At 62.4% G+C, this 16937-nt stretch carries 16 protein-coding genes and 1 riboswitch; of the genes, 15 read left to right on the top strand and 1 reads right to left on the bottom strand.

From position 1 onward, the window contains the following. Nucleotides 1-38: 38 nt before the first annotated feature. From THECO_RS09330 to THECO_RS09320, 3 genes are all read left to right on the top strand, one after another. Nucleotides 39-1919: a spore germination protein gene (locus THECO_RS09330; RefSeq protein WP_015254789.1), complete on the top strand. Its 1881-nt coding sequence runs from the start codon at nt 39-41 to the stop codon at nt 1917-1919. A 129-nt stretch (nt 1920-2048) separates the two neighbouring features. Next, a complete protein-coding gene (gene lysA, locus THECO_RS09325; protein ID WP_015254788.1) occupies nt 2049-3380 on the top strand; it encodes a diaminopimelate decarboxylase in 1332 nt (443 codons plus the stop codon). Between the two features lie 168 nt (nt 3381-3548). Then, nucleotides 3549-3980, top strand: a complete 432-nt coding sequence (locus THECO_RS09320) for a peptidylprolyl isomerase (protein WP_015254787.1) — start codon at nt 3549-3551, stop codon at nt 3978-3980. 201 nt (nt 3981-4181) lie between these two features. Here the strand turns inward: THECO_RS09320 and THECO_RS09315 are convergent, their stop codons facing one another. Beyond that, nucleotides 4182-5855, bottom strand: coding sequence for a transposase (locus tag THECO_RS09315; RefSeq protein WP_015253411.1), 1674 nt, complete (start codon nt 5853-5855; stop codon nt 4182-4184). 593 nt (nt 5856-6448) lie between these two features. Further along, nucleotides 6449-6639: riboswitch (FMN riboswitch) on the top strand. A 432-nt stretch (nt 6640-7071) separates the two neighbouring features. Between THECO_RS09315 and ribD the strand changes: the two genes are divergently transcribed. The 12 genes from ribD (at nt 7072) to THECO_RS09255 (ending at nt 16905) form a co-directional block, all read left to right on the top strand. Further along, a complete protein-coding gene (ribD, locus tag THECO_RS09310; protein WP_015254785.1) occupies nt 7072-8190 on the top strand; it encodes a bifunctional diaminohydroxyphosphoribosylaminopyrimidine deaminase/5-amino-6-(5-phosphoribosylamino)uracil reductase RibD in 1119 nt (372 codons plus the stop codon). Nucleotides 8191-8192: 2 nt separating this feature from the next. Beyond that, complete coding sequence (ribE, locus tag THECO_RS09305; RefSeq protein WP_015254784.1) at nt 8193-8861, top strand: riboflavin synthase; 669 nt, start codon at nt 8193-8195, stop codon at nt 8859-8861. A gap of 37 nt (nt 8862-8898) precedes the next feature. Next, nucleotides 8899-10125 carry a bifunctional 3,4-dihydroxy-2-butanone-4-phosphate synthase/GTP cyclohydrolase II gene (locus THECO_RS09300; RefSeq protein WP_015254783.1) on the top strand — a complete coding sequence of 409 codons (1227 nt, stop codon included), beginning with the start codon at nt 8899-8901 and terminating at the stop codon, nt 10123-10125. An 8-nt stretch (nt 10126-10133) separates the two neighbouring features. Next, complete coding sequence (gene ribH / locus THECO_RS09295) at nt 10134-10604, top strand: 6,7-dimethyl-8-ribityllumazine synthase (protein ID WP_041854346.1); 471 nt, start codon at nt 10134-10136, stop codon at nt 10602-10604. Between the two features lie 35 nt (nt 10605-10639). Beyond that, nucleotides 10640-11422 carry a segregation and condensation protein A gene (locus tag THECO_RS09290; RefSeq protein ID WP_015254781.1) on the top strand — a complete coding sequence of 261 codons (783 nt, stop codon included), beginning with the start codon at nt 10640-10642 and terminating at the stop codon, nt 11420-11422. Further along, a complete protein-coding gene (gene scpB / locus THECO_RS09285) occupies nt 11391-11996 on the top strand; it encodes an SMC-Scp complex subunit ScpB (RefSeq protein ID WP_041853866.1) in 606 nt (201 codons plus the stop codon). The genes THECO_RS09290 and scpB overlap by 32 nt, the downstream gene beginning before the upstream one ends. 239 nt (nt 11997-12235) lie before the next feature. Further along, the gene (locus THECO_RS09280; protein WP_157373557.1) at nt 12236-12835 is read left to right on the top strand and encodes a DUF2953 domain-containing protein; all 600 of its coding nucleotides are present in this window, start codon (nt 12236-12238) and stop codon (nt 12833-12835) included. Between the two features lie 137 nt (nt 12836-12972). Then, a complete protein-coding gene (gene ytfJ / locus THECO_RS09275; RefSeq protein ID WP_015254778.1) occupies nt 12973-13449 on the top strand; it encodes a GerW family sporulation protein in 477 nt (158 codons plus the stop codon). Between the two features lie 155 nt (nt 13450-13604). After that, nucleotides 13605-14783 carry a D-alanyl-D-alanine carboxypeptidase family protein gene (locus tag THECO_RS09270; protein WP_015254777.1) on the top strand — a complete coding sequence of 393 codons (1179 nt, stop codon included), beginning with the start codon at nt 13605-13607 and terminating at the stop codon, nt 14781-14783. A 3-nt stretch (nt 14784-14786) separates the two neighbouring features. Then, nucleotides 14787-15500, top strand: coding sequence for a nucleoside recognition domain-containing protein (locus THECO_RS09265; protein WP_015254776.1), 714 nt, complete (start codon nt 14787-14789; stop codon nt 15498-15500). 39 nt (nt 15501-15539) lie between these two features. Further along, nucleotides 15540-16040 (top strand): spore maturation protein, encoded by a 501-nt coding sequence (locus tag THECO_RS09260; RefSeq protein ID WP_198285798.1) that lies wholly within the window; start codon nt 15540-15542, stop codon nt 16038-16040. Nucleotides 16041-16164: 124 nt separating this feature from the next. Continuing rightward, entirely contained in the window at nt 16165-16905 is a 741-nt protein-coding gene (locus THECO_RS09255; protein ID WP_015254774.1) for a pseudouridine synthase, read from the top strand. The last annotated feature ends 32 nt before the right edge of the window (nt 16906-16937 follow it).

The following is a 16937-nucleotide window of genomic DNA, read 5'->3' as shown; positions in this document are numbered from 1 at the left end:
CTTCCGGCACATTCCGGCAGGAGGTGCGCAACAGCCCCATGGACGAACGAAACGATATGCAGCAGGATGGCGGATGGCAGCCTCCCGTCGTTCCGCCCGAACCGCCGAAGGAACCGGGAGCGAGCACCGATCGTCCCGTCCGGCGGAAGCTGATTCGTCCGGAGCGGGAAGAACCGGAGGACGATCGTTCCGGCAAGCATGCCGCGGAAGATGAGCGTTCCAGGCGGGGACGCGGGCGGCAATCGGGCCGCAGATCCCGCCTGGCGGCGCGGAGCCTGGATGGTCAAGCCCGCGGGCAGAACGGAGAGCGGCAGGGGCAGACCCGTGCGCAAAGCCTGGGGCAGCCGGGGCAAGGCGGTGCCCGCAACCGGGAGGAGCAAAGTCAAGCCCGGCATGGACAAGCCGGCTCGCAGAACCGGGAACAGCACGGGCAATCGCAGCCGGCGGAAAAGCAGCTGATTCCGGCAAGCATCGATGAGCTGAAGCCGCTGTTGGAACGCGAGGCGGGGCTGAACACCAGTTTCGACGTCGTGCTGCGCGAGATGACGTTCGGCGGCCGGCGGACGGCGCTTTTTTACATGAACGGGCTGGTCAATTCGGCGGCGCTGACGGAAGTGCTCAAACGGCTGTCGTACCTGACGGCGGAAGATCTCGATACGGACGCGCTGAAACTTTTCTTCGAGACGTATGTGCCCGCGGTCCAGGTGACGAAGACGGATGTGTTCGACGACATGCTGGACAGCGTGTTCGCGGGCTGCGCCGCCCTGTTCGTCGACCGCGAGCGCGCGGCGCTGATCATCGACGCGAAGATGTTCCCGGACCGAACGCCGGAAGAACCTTCGCTCGAACGGGTCGTGCGCGGTTCCCGCGACGGTTTTATCGAGACGCTGATGACGAACGTGTCGTTGATCCGCCGCCGGCTGCGCGACAAGGACCTGCGGTATGAACTGATCCGCGTCGGCGCGCGGACGAAGACGGACGTCTGCATCGCCTACATCCGCGACATCGCCGATCCCGAACTGGTCGAAGAAGTGAAGAGGAAAATCGGGCATGTGAACGTGTACGGGCTGCCGCTCGCGGACAAGCAGCTCGAAGAGACGACCGTCAACCGCGGCTGGCATCCGTACCCGCTCGTCCGCTATTCGGAGCGGCCGGACGTCGTCGCGGCGCAGCTGCTCGAAGGCAGCGTCGCGGTGCTGACCGACACGACGCCGAGCGTCATGATGCTGCCGACGACGTTCTTCGACTTGACCCAGCACGCGGAAGAGAACCGGCAGACGCCGTTTATCGGCACGTACCTGCGCTGGGTGCGGTATATCGGCATCTTTTTCTCGCTCTTCCTGCTGCCGCTCTGGTTTCTGCTCGTACTGAAGCCGGAGCTGAAGCCGCCGCAGCTGGACTTCCTCGGCCCGCAGCAGATGGGGCGAATCCCGCTGTTTCTGCAGTTCGTGCTCGCCGAGATCGGGGTCGACCTGATGCGGATGGCCGCCGTTCATACGCCGTCGCCGCTGTCGACCGCCATGTCCCTGATCGCGGCGATTCTGATCGGCGACATCGCCGTGAAGACCGGGCTGTTCAACAACGAGGTCATTCTGTACATGGCAATCGCCGCGATCGGCATGTTCGCCACGCCGAACTATGAGCTTGGGCTGGCGAACCGGATCGTCCGGCTGGCGCTCATCATCGCCGTGGCGATTTTCGGCATTCCGGGATTCGTCGTCGGCACCGCGCTGTTCGTCGTGCTGCTCGCCTGCACCCGGTCGTTCAACCGGCCCTATCTGTGGCCGTTCATCCCGTTCGACGGCAGGTCGCTGGCCGCCCTGCTCATTCGTCCGCCGGAGCTGCAGAACAAGAAGCGCAATCCGCTGCTGAAGCCGCAACAACTGGACCGGCTCCCGGATTCGCAGGAGAATAGGTAAAAAAGTGCAAAGAACCGGCAGAAAAGTGCAAAGGTTGTTGCAAAAAATCCATTTCTCACTGGTTCCGAATGCGATATACTAGTGCATATGCTGCAAATCAGATGAACCAGCGCAAGGGGAGAATCTTTGATGCACTTGCACGGAACCAGCAAGATCAATGCCGAAGGACGGCTTGAAATCGGCGGCTGCGACGTTCAGCTTCTGGCGGCTGAATTCGGCACGCCGCTCTATATTGTCGATGAAGCGCTCGTCCGGCAGCGCATGCGCGAGTACATGGACGCGTTCCGCGCCACCGGCATTCCGTTCCAGGTCGCTTACGCCAGCAAGGCGTTCTGCACGATGGCGATCTGCGCCGTCGCCGAGCAGGAGGGGCTGTCGCTGGACGTCGTCTCCGGCGGCGAACTGCACACGGCGCTCAAGGCCGGCTTCCCGGCGAAGCGGATCCATTTCCACGGCAACAACAAGACGCCGGACGAGATCGCGTTGGCGCTTGACGCGAACATCGGCTGCTTCGTCGTCGACAACTTCGTCGAGCTGGATCTGCTCGACGCGCTGGCCGGCGAACGGGGCAAGCGCGTGAACATTCTGCTGCGCATCACGCCCGGTGTCGAAGCGCATACACATGAATACATTTCGACCGGTCAGCAGGATTCGAAGTTCGGCTTCAACCTGGCCGGCGGCGCCGCGTTCGAAGCGGTGAAGCGCACCGCGGCGAAGCCGCATCTCGAACTGCTCGGCATCCATTCGCATATCGGCTCGCAAATTTTCGAAGTGGAAGGCTTCCGTCTGGCGGCGGCCAAAGCGGCAGAGTTTGCGATCCAGGTGCGGGACGAGCTCGGCATCCTGTTCCGCGTCATCAATCTGGGCGGAGGTTTCGGCATCCGCTACACGGCCGAGGACAAGCCGCTTCCAGCGGCAACGTATGTCCAGGCGATCGCGGATGCGGTCCGGACGAACTTCACCGCGGCACAGTATCCGCTGCCCGAGATCTGGATCGAACCGGGCCGCAGCATCATCGGCGACGCCGGGACGACGCTTTACACTGTCGGCACGACGAAGGACATTCCGGGCGTGCGCAAGTACGTCGCCGTCGACGGCGGCATGACGGACAATCCGCGTCCGGCGCTGTACGGCTCGAAGTACGAAGCGGTGCTGGCGAACCGGATGAACGATCCGGCGACCGAGAAGGTATCCATCGCGGGCAAATGCTGCGAGAGCGGCGACATGCTGATCTGGGACATCGAGCTTCCGGCCGTGAAGCCGGGGGATCTGCTCGCCGTGTTCTGCACCGGCGCCTACAACTACGCGATGTCCAGCAACTACAACCGGATTCCGCGTCCGGCGGTCGTCTTCGTTAAGGACGGCCAGGCGTCGCTCGTCGTACGGCGCGAAACGTACGAAGACATCGTCGGCAACGATCTGCTGCCCGAGCGGCTGAAAGCCGCGCCGGCGGCGAACTGACAGGCCGCACCTGAGCTTCCTCGGCCGCAAGCCGGCTGTCGACCATTCGGCGGTCTGGCGGCGGTTCGGGGAAGTTTTTTTCTGAGCGGCGGGCGGCTTTTTTGCGCCGTTGGGCGGTTTGTAGTATGATGGGTGCATACGTTGGACAGAGGAGTTGAACGCCGGAACATGGCCAAGCAGGCACGGATCAAAATGCAGAACGGCGCGGAGATCATCATCGAACTGTTCGAGAAAGACGCGCCGAACACGGTGAAAAATTTCGAGACGCTCGCGAACAAAGGATTCTACAACGGGCTGACTTTCCACAGAGTCATTCCGGGATTCGTCGCGCAGGGCGGCTGCCCGAACGGCAATGGCACCGGCGGCCCGGGCTATACGATCAATTGCGAGATCAATCCGAACAAACATGAGCGCGGATCGGTCGCCATGGCGCATGCCGGGCGGAACACGGGCGGCAGCCAGTTCTACATCTGCTACCAGCCGCAGCCGCATCTGGACGGCGAGCACACGGTGTTCGGCAAAGTGATCAAAGGAATGGAGCATGTCGACGCGTTCAAAGGGCGCGACGTCATGGAGAAAGTCGAAATTTACGAGGTGTGATTCGATTACCGCGGGCTGCGGGGCCGCTGGTCCGCGGGCGGGACGTGCCGGCTAACGGAACGTGGGAAGCTGTCTATTCACTGTGGAAAAACAAGGCTCCATCCCCTACTGAAACTTGCAATTCTCGTCCACAAGCCGTTGTGGGTCGGATTGGGGGGATATCCGCCATCATCATGGGTCTTACCTTTCGTGTGCTTTGCTTCATCCGACCGCGATTGGCGCACGACGAAGAAACCCGGGTTTGGGGTTTCCGAGTTTTCGGACCAGGAGTTTGAGGTTTACGACCATCGCCGAAGTCTGTGCCTTGATTTGCAGGGTAACGCGGCTGCGGGTTCGCGCTCCATCCAGAGCGCAGTCGTTCTTCAGTTCCTTGTTCTTCCGTTCGACGACGAGCCGCTCTTGCAACTCGGCTCGCCCGGTCAGACTGTCGTTGTATACCCGGGCGGCTTCGTACAGGTCTGCGTAATCGCTCCGGAATACACGCCGGCCCCCCTTTTCACTGCTCGTGCACGCCTTGCGCGACGGGCAGGAAAGACAAACGTGCGGTGCAAAGCTGTACTGGTGACCTTCCGACTGGCGGATATATTGCTTGCCGACGCTTTGTTGGCCTTCCGGGCAAATGTACACATCCTTCTCCGCATCGTAGACAAACCGGGACGAATGAAACAGACCGGTCGGGTTTTCGGCAATCGGAACCGGAGCGACGACGGGGATCCCCAGTGCGGCCAGTCGCGCCCGGTTTCTCCCGTGGCCATAAGCCGAATCCCCCAGCAGAGCGGAAGGCGTCACGCCAAAGAAACGCTTGATCGTCGCGGTCATGTCGGCTGTCGCATCCTGATCGTGTTCATTGGCCGGAATAGTGCGCACGTCGAGAATGACGCCGCCCGTCGTGCAGAGGTTTTGCGTTTTGTACCCGTAGATGGTTTTCGACCGCTTGGCGATGCGCGCTTCCGGGTCAACCGCGCTCACGATGCGGTTTTTCGGGCGTTCGGCTAGCGGAATCTTTTGAAACCGAACGAGCTCGGGAACGTTCGTCCCGGTCTCCTCGTTCCGGCCTTCGGACGCTTCATCCGCTCCATCGCCGGGGTCGACAGGCGAGCTGTTCTCTTGGAGAATGCGCCGCAGGATCGCTTGCAGCTCCCGCGAACGCTTAAGATGCTTCCACTCCGCCAGAAGCGGCTTGATGTTCTCGTTCTCGAACCAGGCCAACAACCCGTAGGCTTGGGAGACCAGCTTGCTGAAGGCCAGCATGCGAGCCGACGCCGAGGCCGACTTGCTCAGCCGAACGGTTGCGCCATCCAGCGGCAAAGCCTCCAACGCCTCAAGCATCGGTTTTGTCCCGTGCTTGCGCAAATGTTGCGCCAGACGAATCAGGGCATGCTGAATCAGCCGATAGGCGCCCGGGAACTTCAGGTTCACATTGGTCGGGAACGAGTCGATGATCCACTGTTCGTTCCGGTCGCCCCACAGTCCGTACTGGTACATCTGGGCCAGAATGTAGAGATGGCAGGCCCGGAACATGGCGGCTCCCATGCGGCTGCGATCCAGTCCGATCGTGCTGTGGTCGAAACCGATGAAATCCACGGGCAGTTGCAGGAAGCGCTTGATGAACAGGTCACCGATGATTTTTTCTTCGGTCTGACGATCCGACAGACCGTAGTAGGCCTGAACCAGATGGATTTTCAACTTGAGAGACGGCGCATACGGGTACTGTCCTCTGCCGGAATAGAGCACCGCGCACAGCCGATCGGCGAACGAAAAGTCGACCTTGCTGTCGACATGGCTCCAGAACGGATGCGGCGGCAGCTTGGTGTACACTTGCACATCGGCAAAGGAAAGTTGGTCGAACGTTTTGTACCGAACCGAAAAAGTCATATGCGTCGCCTCCTGTAAACACCTTGCTACCATTATACCACGAAAACGGGTGTAATCGTGAGAACGGAAAAGAAAACATCGTATTTTCCAAAGTATTTCGCAAAAATTGATTATCTGTCGCACGATCGTTGTGCACAGTTAATCGACAGCTTCCGTGGTAACGTTAGCGTATCCGTCATCTGGTTGCGAGGCGTTCTAACGGAACGTGGTTCCGTTAGAGCCGGCTGTCGGGCGCACTTGGCAGCTTCAGTCGGCCTATAACGGCACGGATTGCCGTTAGCGGGCCTTGCATCATGCCCGAGCGGCGGATTAACGGAAGGAAATGCCGTTAGAACCTGCTGTCGGGCGTCCCTGGCAGCTTCAGTCGGCTATTAACGGCACAGATTGCCGTTATTGAGCCCGGAAACATGCCCGGGCGACACATTAACGGCACGAAATGCCGTTAGAGTCGGCCGTTGGGCGAACTTCGCGGCACCTGGCGAACCGACAGCCATCGTGAGACCGCCGAGAGGCAGCCACAGCCGGGCGCTCTTTCGGCGTTTCTTGCAAATCCTCGGCAACGGTGCTACTATTCATCTGTACGCATTTATGAACGTTTCCTTCGGGGCAGGGTGGAAGTCCCTACCGGCGGTGATCGCGGTTCCATGTGCGGCGGAATGCCGCGGAACCGGCGTCAGCCCGTGACCCGGGCCGAAAACGGATGGCACATTGGCCGGACGGCGGCACGGTGGATCCGGTGCAATTCCGGAGCCGACAGTAACAGTCTGGATGGGAGAAGGAAGCGGGCAGAAGCGCAACTGCATTGAGACAGCAAGGATTGTACTTTTTTTCACATGGAGAGTTCGGCGAACGGCGCCGGCCGATGGTCAGGCGGTTCGGGCATGTCCGAATGGCGGGTTTGCACCTGTTCGGCCATGACCGGGCACACACCGTCCTGACCGTGAATGACCGGTATATCCGTGCATGGGCATATGCGGCCGCGAATCCGGAACCCGCAGCATCCGGTTCGTCATGCGCACCGCCGGACAAGGCATGCGCTGCTTCCGGCAGCCGACGCCTTGGCACGTCCGTGAACAACGTGCCATTCCGTCCTCTCCGTGTCGAAAATAGTATCCGACCGAACCCAAGTCTCGCGGTAACGGACGCTCCTTGCGTGCGCACAATTGTCCGCATTCTCCAAGCCTCCGAAGGAACGAACTTCGGAGGTTTTCTTGTTGTGATTGACCGATTGGATGACGAATACTACATGCGGCTGGCGCTTGAGCTTGCCGCGAAGGCGCGCGGTCAGACCGGCGTCAACCCGGTCGTCGGCTGCGTCATCGTGAAGGACGGCCGGATCGTCGGCCTCGGCAGCCACCTGAGGCGCGGCGAAGCGCACGCCGAGATCCACGCGCTGAAGATGGCCGGAGAAGAGGCGCGCGGCGCGACCGTCTACGTGACGCTCGAACCGTGTTCCCACTACGGCCGCACGCCGCCCTGCGCCGACCGGCTGATCGAAGCGGGAGTCGGCCGCGTGGTCGCCGCGGCGACGGATCCGAACCCGAAGGTGTCGGGGACCGGCCTCGCGAAGCTGCGGGCCGCCGGCATCGAGACCGTCAGCGGCGTCCTCGAAGCCGAGTCGCGGAAGCTGAACGAAGCGTTCGAGAAATATATCCGCACCGGACTGCCGTTCGTGACGCTGAAGGCGGGCGCGACGCTGGACGGAAGGCTGGCCGCGGGTTCAGGTGACAGCAGGTGGGTGACCGGTGAGGAGTCGAGGGCGGCTGTGCATACGCTGCGGCATTGGCATGACGCGATCATGATCGGCGCCGGCACGGCGCTCAAGGACGATCCGTCGCTCACGACGCGGACGCCGGTTCCGGGCCTCCATCCGGTGCGCATTGTCGTCGACTCGCAGCTTCGGCTGCCGCTGCACCTGAAACTGTTCACCGACGGTCAGGCGCCGACGATCGTGCTCGCCGCGGTGGACGCGGACAGCGGCAGGCGGCGCGCACTAGAGGCGGCGGGCGCAGAGGTGATCAGCTGCGCCGCGCAAGGCGGACGCGTCGATCTGCGCGACGCGATGCGAAAGCTGGGTGAGCGCGAAATCGGTTCCGTCCTGCTCGAGGGCGGCGGGAGACTCAACGGCGCGATGCTTCAGGCCGGGCTGGTCGACAAGATCGCCGTCTTCTTCGCGCCGAAAATCGTCGGCAGCGGCGGAATTCCGCTGTTCGACTGGCCGATTGCCGAGCGGATGGCGGAAGCGGTCGAACTGACCCGGATTGTGATCGAACAGTACGGAGACGATTGGTGTGTCACCGGTTATCCGGAGCAGCCCGCGCAGGGAGGGGATTGATCATGTTCACCGGTCTGGTGGAAGAAGTCGGACGGCTCGTGAGGGCTGTGAAGAAGGGCGAGTCGATGGAGCTGACGATCGAGGCGGACCGGGTGCTCGAAGGCACGAAGATCGGCGACAGCATCGCGGTCAGCGGCGTCTGCCTGACCGTGACGTCGATGGGCGGCGGCGTGTTCACCGCGGACGTGACGCCGCAGACTTACCGGCACACGACGCTGGGCAGTCTGAAGCCGGGTAGCCCGGTCAATCTGGAGCGGGCGATGCCGGCGGACGGCCGGTTCGGCGGCCATATCGTGCAGGGCCATGCCGACGGCACGGGCGTCATCGTGTCTCGTGAAGACGAAGGCAACGCGGTCTGGTTCGGCTTCCGGCCGGACGATCCCGGATTGATGCGCTACATCGTGCCGCGCGGTTCGGTCGCGGTGGACGGCATCAGCCTGACGGTCGCGAGGGTCGACGGCGGAAGCTTCAACGTCTCCATCATCCCGCACACGCTGGCGATGACGGCGCTCCGGTACAAGCGGCCCGGCGACCGCGTCAATCTGGAGTGCGACATATTGGGCAAATATGTGGAACATCTGCTCGGATTCGCACGCAAGCCGGGAGAGAGACCGGAAGGCGGCGGAAGCGGCCTGACGGAGGCGCTGCTCAGAGAGAACGGTTTTATCTGATAGACAAACGGATACGCGAAGAAACGGAGGGAGTGCGATGAAACCGGAATTCGATGCGATCGAAGATGCGATATACGATCTCATCCTGGGCAAGCCGGTTATCGTCGTGGACGACGAAGACCGGGAAAATGAAGGCGATCTGATCGCGCTGGCGGACAAGGCGACGCCGGAGGTGATCAATTTCATGATCACGGAGGCCCGCGGCCTCGTCTGCGTGCCGCTTACGCCGGAACGCGCGGAGGAGCTTGACCTGCCGCCGATGGTCAGCCACAATACCGATTATCACGGCACGGCGTTCACCGTCTCGGTCGACCACGTTTCGACGACGACGGGCATATCGGCGTTCGAACGCGCCCAAACGGTGAAGGCGCTGATCGATCCGAAGGCTAAGCCAACCGATTTCCGGCGGCCGGGCCACATCTTCCCGCTGATCGGAAAGAAAGGCGGCGTGCTGAGGCGCGCCGGCCATACCGAGGCGGCGATCGACCTGGCGCGGATGTGCGGCGCTTATCCCGCGGCGGTCATCTGCGAGATCATCAAAGACGACGGCACGATGGCGAGACTGCCGGATCTTCTCAAGTTCCGCGAGAAGCACGGGCTGAAGCTGATCACGATCCGGGACCTGGTCCGCTACCGGAACGAGAAGGAAAATCTGGTCCAGCGCGTCGTCGAGGTGCGGATGCCGACCGATTTCGGCGTGTTCCGCGCGATCGCCTATACGAACGATGTCGACTCGAAAGAGCACGTCGCGCTGGTGAAAGGGCAGATCGATCCTTCCCAGCCGGTGCTCGTGCGCGTCCATTCCGAATGTCTGACCGGCGACGTGTTCCATTCCCACCGATGCGACTGCGGTCCGCAGCTCGAGGCGGCGCTGCGCCAGATCGACGCGGCCGGCTGCGGCGTCCTGCTCTATATGCGCCAGGAAGGCCGGGGCATCGGGCTGATCAACAAATTGAAGGCATACAAGCTGCAGGAGCAGGGATTCGACACGGTCGACGCGAATATTAAACTGGGCTTCAAGCCCGACCTGCGCGACTACGGCATCGGCGCGCAGATTCTGAAAGATCTGGGCGTGCGCAAAATGCGGCTGCTCACGAACAATCCGCGCAAGATCAAGGGTCTCGAAGGCTACGGCCTCGAGGTGGTCGAGCGGGTGCCGCTGCAGATGGAAGCGAACGAAGACAATGTCCGCTATCTGCGGACGAAGCAGACGAAACTCGGGCATATGCTCGATCTGAATTCCCTGGGTGGAGAGAAAGGATGACGGATGCAATGGTGAAAGTGTACGAAGGACAGCTGGTCTCGCAAGGGCTCAAATACGGCATTGTCGCCGGACGGTTCAACGAGTTTATCGTATCCAAGCTGGTGTCGGGCGCCCTTGACGCGCTCAAGCGGCACGGAGCGGACGATTCGGAGATCGAGATCGCCTGGGTGCCCGGCGCGTTCGAGATTCCGCTCATCGCGCAGAAGATGGCGGAAAGCGGCAAGTACGACGCTGTCATTACGCTCGGCGCCGTCATCCGCGGCTCGACGCCGCATTTCGATTACGTCTGCAATGAGGTGTCCAAGGGCGTCGCGGCGATCTCGCTGAAGACGGGCGTGCCGGTCATTTTCGGCGTCCTGACGACCGACACGATCGAGCAGGCGGTGGAGCGGGCCGGCACGAAAGCGGGCAACAAAGGCTGGGACGCCGCCGTCACGGCCATTGAAATGGCGAACCTGACCCGGGCTATCCAGGCCTGAAAATTGATACAGCCGAAGCGAAGGGAACTCTAAGCGTGACGATCCATTACAAACTCGAGACATTCGAAGGGCCGCTCGACCTCTTGCTCCATCTGGTCGATCAGGCGGAAATCGACATCCACGAGATTTCGATCAGCGAGATCACGGACCAATATCTGGCGTATCTGAACGCCATGCAGGAACTCGAACTCGAGATCACGAGCGAATTTCTCGTCATGGCCGCCACGCTGCTGGCCATCAAGAGCCGGCAGCTGCTGCCGAAACCGCCGGTCGTGGAGGAAGAATGGCCCGAAGGTTTCGAGGATGACGAAATCGATACGCGCGAAGAGCTGATCCGGCGGCTGGTCGAATACCGCAAATACAAGGAAATCGCCGGGAAGCTGCGCGAGCTGGAGACCGACCGCGGGCTTGTCTACACGAAGGAGCCCGAAGATCTGACGCCCTACATGCCGTCCAAGCCGGAAAATCCGGTTCAGGGACTGGTGCCGGCCGACCTGGCCGCGGCCTATATGCGCGCGCTGCGCCGGCAGGCGCGCCGCAACATCGTCTCCACGGTGAGGCGCGACGAAATTTCGGTCAAGGACCGGATCCGCGATATTGCCGAACTGCTGCGGGAGCATTCGACCGTCAAGTTCTCGAAGCTCATCCGGCGGGAAATGGACCGCCATGAGATCGTCGTGACCTTTCTCGCCATCCTGGAACTGATGAAGCGGCGGGCGGTGTACTGTTTCCAGCATCGGTTGTTCGACGATATCGTCATTCAATGGAGAGGGGATGCGGCGGCGAGTGGATTACAAGACCTTGAAATCGATTATTGAGGGGCTGCTGTTCATGGCCGGCGACGAAGGGATCAGCGCGAAGCAGCTCGGCGAGATCCTCGGCTGCGACCCCGCCCTGGCGCGGGACGCCGCCGAAGAACTGAAGGCGGACATGGTCCGCGAGGGCCGGGGCTTGCGCGTCGCCGAAGTGGCCGGAGGCTATCGCCTGACCACCGTGCCGGAGCATGCGCCTTATTTCGAGAAGCTGGCCTATACGCCCGGCCGGCAGAGTCTGTCGCAGGCCGCGCTGGAGACGCTGGCGATCATCGCCTACCGCCAGCCGATCACGCGCGTCGAGATCGAGGAAATCCGCGGCGTCAAGAGCGATCGCGCGCTGCAGTCGCTGGTGAACAAGGAACTGATCCGGGAAGTCGGCCGCGCGGACGCGATCGGACGGCCGATCCTGTACGGCACGACGAAAGCTTTCCTCGACTATTTCGGTTTGCCGGATCTGAGCGCCCTGCCCGAGCCGGAAGAAGCCGAGCAGGATCTGCTGGCCGAGCAGACGCAGATGCTGTTCGAGAAGCTTGACAGCATGCAGATGACGCTGGACGAATTCAGGGACGAAAACTGATCAAGGCCTGATCACCATCATATCAATCCTGACGACGGCAGACCGGAGCGCGCCCAGGCGGCGCTTTCGGTCTGCCGTTTTTTCAGCCGTCCGGTCTGCGGCATAATCCGGCAGCGGAAGAGCATACTATCCATGGCAACGCGTCGGAAAGCGGGGGATCGACGATGCCGTTTGCCTGGTTTTGGTTTTCTGTCGCCGCAATCATTCTGCTCACAGCCGTCTGCAGTTCGGATGTCGTAGTGCGCGGGCGTTACCGCCGCGTCGGCGCGGATGATGAAGCCGAGTTGGAAATCCGCGCGCTGTACGGATTGATCCGTCGGCGCTCGGTGGTGAAGGCGTTCGACTGGTCCTGGTCCGGCACGGAATTTCTCGTAAAGCGCGGACAGCAGGGCGTCGCGCATATCGACCGGGACGATGTGGAGCGGTTTTTCCGGAATACCAGGGTGGCCCTCCGGCTGACCTTCCATTTGACCGATGTCGTCAAGCGGCTGACAGCCAGAATGAGATTGACCGAGTGGGAATGGCATACGGTCATCGGCTTGCGCGACGCGTTCTGGACGGCGATGTTGACCGGGGCCGCCTGGTCGCTCCAGGCGGGATTGACGGGCTTCCTGTCGCACCGTCTGCGCCTTTGCGCGAAGCCGGTGCTGCGCGTGGAGCCGCTGTTCGGTTCATCCGTGTTCAAGACAAATCTGACCTTCACTGCCCGGATCCGCGCAGGCCTGCTGCTGCTTGCCGGCCTGAGCATGTTTGGCCGGATCTTGCGCGTGCGCGGCGGAATCGAAGGCTGGGTAAAGCTGCTGACGAAGCCGGACAAGGCCGAGCCTCAGCGTACATAGCGCTGCGGGAACAGCGTTCACAGAACGCTTTGCCATGCGGGCCGCACGCCCGTTGAATCGCGCGGCATAAAGAATCCGGCCCGGGGCAACCTAACCATGCGTGAGCAGCAGCATTAACCGACGAAGGAGGATGAACCATGCTCGAGCACCCGATCCAAGGGCTGATGGAGACCGCCATGGAGAGCATCCGGGAGATGGTGGACGTCAACACGATCGTCGGCGATCCGGTGCAGACGCCGGACGGCAGCGTTATCCTGCCGATTTCGAAAGTCGGTTTCGGCTTTGTCGCCGGCGGCTCCGACATCAAACTGGACGGCAATTCCGAACCGACGCACGCTTCGGTCGATCAGCATAACGCGACAGTCTCGCTTCCTTTCGGCGGCGGCAGCGGCGCCGGCGTGTCGATTACGCCGATCGCGTTCCTGGTCGTCGGCTCGCAGGGCGTCAAGATCGTTTCGCTGGACAACCAGACCCACCTGTGGGAGCGCGTCATCGACTCGGCTCCGAAGATGCTCGACAAGCTTTCGGCCATGATGAAATCCGGCTCGCACAAGCACGTTTCGGACGCGCAGATCGAGACGGAAGCAACAACGGCGAACACCCCGGTCGTCTGATGGCAACTGCCCGTTCAAGGGCAGTTTTTTTTTCGGCTTTTGCAGGACCGAAGCATTCGGGCGGAGGCTCGGACATACGATGGTACAAGACCCGGGGGTCGGGCGCGGCCTGACTCGCGCCCGATCCGCCAGTCCGCGAAGGAGGAAGCCGCAGGATGAAGCCGCGCATGCTATGGATTCTGGCCGTCGCCGCTTTGCTGGCATCGGCCGTCTCGCCGGGAGCCGCCGCCGCGCCCCGCCCGATCGAGACAAACGCGGAAGCCGCCGCGCTGATCGACGTCGAATCGGGAAGGCTGCTTTACAGCCACAACGGCGACAAACGGATGCGCATCGCCAGTCTGACGAAGATCATGACCGCGATCGTCGCCATCGAGAACGGCGACTTGTCCGATATCGTCAAGACGAGCAGCCGCGCGGCGGGCAAAGAAGGATCGTCGATCTACCTTAAGGCGGGCGAGGAGATGAGCCTTCACCACCTGCTGTACGGCCTCATGCTTCGCTCCGGCAACGACGCCGCCGTCGCGATCGCCGAGCATGTCGGGGGCTCGGAGGAAGGGTTCGTCTGGATGATGAACGAGAAAGCCCGCGAGCTCGGACTTGCGAACACGCATTTCATGAACCCGCACGGACTTGACCACGACGATCATTATTCGTCCGCGAACGATCTGGCGAGGCTCACCGCATACGCCTTGCGCAATCCGGTATTCCGCGAAATCGTGAAGACCCGCGTCAAAAAGGTGCCGAATCCGAACGCGGAATGGGACTACATATGGACGAACAAGAACAAAATGCTCACCATGTACGAAGGGGCGGACGGCGTCAAGACCGGCTATACGAAACTGGCGCACCGCTGCCTCGTCAGTTCGGCCACGCGGGGCGGACAGCAGCTCGCGGCCGTCACGCTCAATGACGGAGACGATTGGGCCGATCATCAGCGGCTGCTCGACTGGGGGTTCCGGCATTATCCGCTGCAAACCATTGTGGAAGAAGGCCGCAAGATCGCGGGCTACAGTCTGGCGGCCGGACGCACGTTCCGTTACCCGCTGGCGGAAGGCGAGCGGGAGCGGATCACGACGCGGCTCGTCGTCCGCCCGCAGGACGATGTCCGGACGCTGCTCGGCGATGCCGGGCGGCTTGAATTGGAGCTCGGCGGCGTGCCGATCGGTTCGGTGCCGCTGAAGCTGCTGGAGCAGCCCGGCTTGTCGCGCGGCCAGGCTGACCGGAAGGCCGTTTCGTCCGGCGCCGGGCCGCAGCCGGAAGCCCGGCCGGCGGCGCGCACCCTGCTCTCCGCCCTGCGGACGGTCGGTCTGACGCTGCTGATGCGGGAGGTGTGAGCCGTGGTCAATCTGATCTGGCTCGGCATGATCGTGCTCAGTTTCATCGCCGCCGCCGCGACCGGCCGGATGGACGAACTGACCAAGGCGGCGTTCGACGGCGCGCAGACCGGCGTTACCGTATGCTTCGGGCTCATCAGCGTGCTCGTGTTCTGGATGGGCCTGATGCGGATCGCCGAGGACGCGGGATTGCTGGGGAAGCTGGCGGCCTTGCTCGGTCCGGCCGTCCGGCGCCTGTTCCCCGACGTGCCGAAGGATCACCCGGCGATCGGATACATCATGTCGAACATGAGCGCGAATCTGCTCGGGCTCGGCAACGCCGCGACGCCGATGGGCATCAAGGCGATGCAGGAGCTGCAGAAGCTGAATCCCGATCCGAAGACGGCCACGCCCGCCATGTGCACGCTGCTTGCGATCAATACGTCGAGCATTACGCTCGTGCCGACGACGCTCATCGCGATCCGGATGAACTTCGGCTCCGCGAATCCGGCGGAAATCGTCGGCACGACCATCGCCGCCACGGCGATCGCGACGGGCGCGGCGCTGCTGGCCGACCGCTGGTATCGCAGCCGCGCCTTGCGGCCGCCGCACCGGTCGGATCCGCCGGCCGGGCTGCCCCGGACGACACGCGCGGGGAGATCCCGGCGTCCGGCGGAAGAACCGCTGCCGCCGGCAGCCGGCGGTTCTGGCCGTCCGCCGCATGCGGAAGGCGGGTGAGCGCCGGTGTACGCGCTCGTCACGACGCTCTCCGCCTGGATGATCCCCGCCATGATCGCCTTCATTCCGCTGTACGCGGCTTACCGCAAGGTGCCGGTGTACGAAACGTTCGTCGAAGGCGCGAAGGACGGCTTCGGGACGGCCGTCGGCCTCATTCCGCATCTGGTCGGCATGATCACGGCCATCAGCATGTTCCGCGCTTCGGGTGCGATGGATCTGATGCTCGCGGCGGTAAAGCCGCTGTTCGAGCGGCTGGGCGTGCCGAGCGAAGTCGTGCCGCTCGGCCTGCTTCGGCCGATCACCGGCGCGGGATCGCTGGCGTATACGACTGATCTCATCAAGACGTACGGGCCGGATTCGATGATCGGCCGCATCGCGTCGACCATCCAGGGCAGCACGGACACGACGCTCTATGTGCTCACCGTCTATTTCGGCGCGGTCGGCATCCGCCGTACGCGCTACGCGCTCAAGGTCGGGCTGTTCTCGGATCTGGTCGGATTCGTCGCCGCCATCGCCGTCTGCATGATCGTTTTCGGATGAAACATTCGGTGACAAGCGGGAACTTTCGGCTAAGCGCCGGAGTTCCCGTTTTCGTATGCCAATGGGCGGTCCGCTTGTGATTTTGCCCGCAGACGGGTATGATGTTGACGAGAGGTGACAACGATTGGAACGACTGCAGAAGATCATGGCCCGCGCAGGGATTGCATCGCGGCGGAAATGCGAAGAACTGATCCTGTCCGGCCAGGTGGAAGTGAACGGCGAGGTCGTCCGCACGCTCGGGGCGAAAGCTGATCCGGCCGTCGACGAGATCAAGGTCGCCGGACGCCCCATCCGCCTGGAAAAAAAGCTGTACTTCGCGTTCAACAAGCCGAAGGGCGTCATCACGAGCGCCCGCGATCCGGAAGGGCGCAGGGTGGTGGCTGATTATTTCCGCGACGTCAAGGAACGGGTGTACCCGGTCGGACGTCTCGATTACGATACGGAAGGTCTGCTCATCGTCACGAACGACGGCGATTTCGCCAACAAGCTGACGCATCCTTCCGGCCATATCCCGCGGACGTACCATGCCGTCGTGAAGGGGATCCCGCACGGCACGCTCCTTGAGAAGCTGGCGGCAGGCATCAATCTGGACGACGGCATGACGGCTCCCGCGGAAGTCGAGTACCGGGACGTGGATATGGACAAGAGCGAGGCGACCATCGAGATTACGCTGTACGAAGGACGCAACCGGCAGGTGCGGCGGATGTTCGAAGCGATCGGCCATCCGGTGAAGCGGCTGAGGCGCGTGCGCTTCGGCAGTCTTACCCTGCAGGGTATTCCCCGCGGCAAGTACCGCGAACTCAAGCCCGAAGAGGTGAAGGCGCTGCTAATGGAAGCCGAAAGGTCACATAAAGTTCATAAATAACGATTCAGCCCCGGAGCCCCAAGGCGCCGGGA

Origin of the sequence: Thermobacillus composti KWC4 (assembly GCF_000227705.2) — a bacterium.
In the GTDB taxonomy this organism is placed as follows: domain Bacteria; phylum Bacillota; class Bacilli; order Paenibacillales; family Paenibacillaceae; genus Thermobacillus; species Thermobacillus xylanilyticus.
Note: the sequence above shows the minus strand (reverse complement) of the source record. Positions and strands in the feature narration are given on the sequence as shown.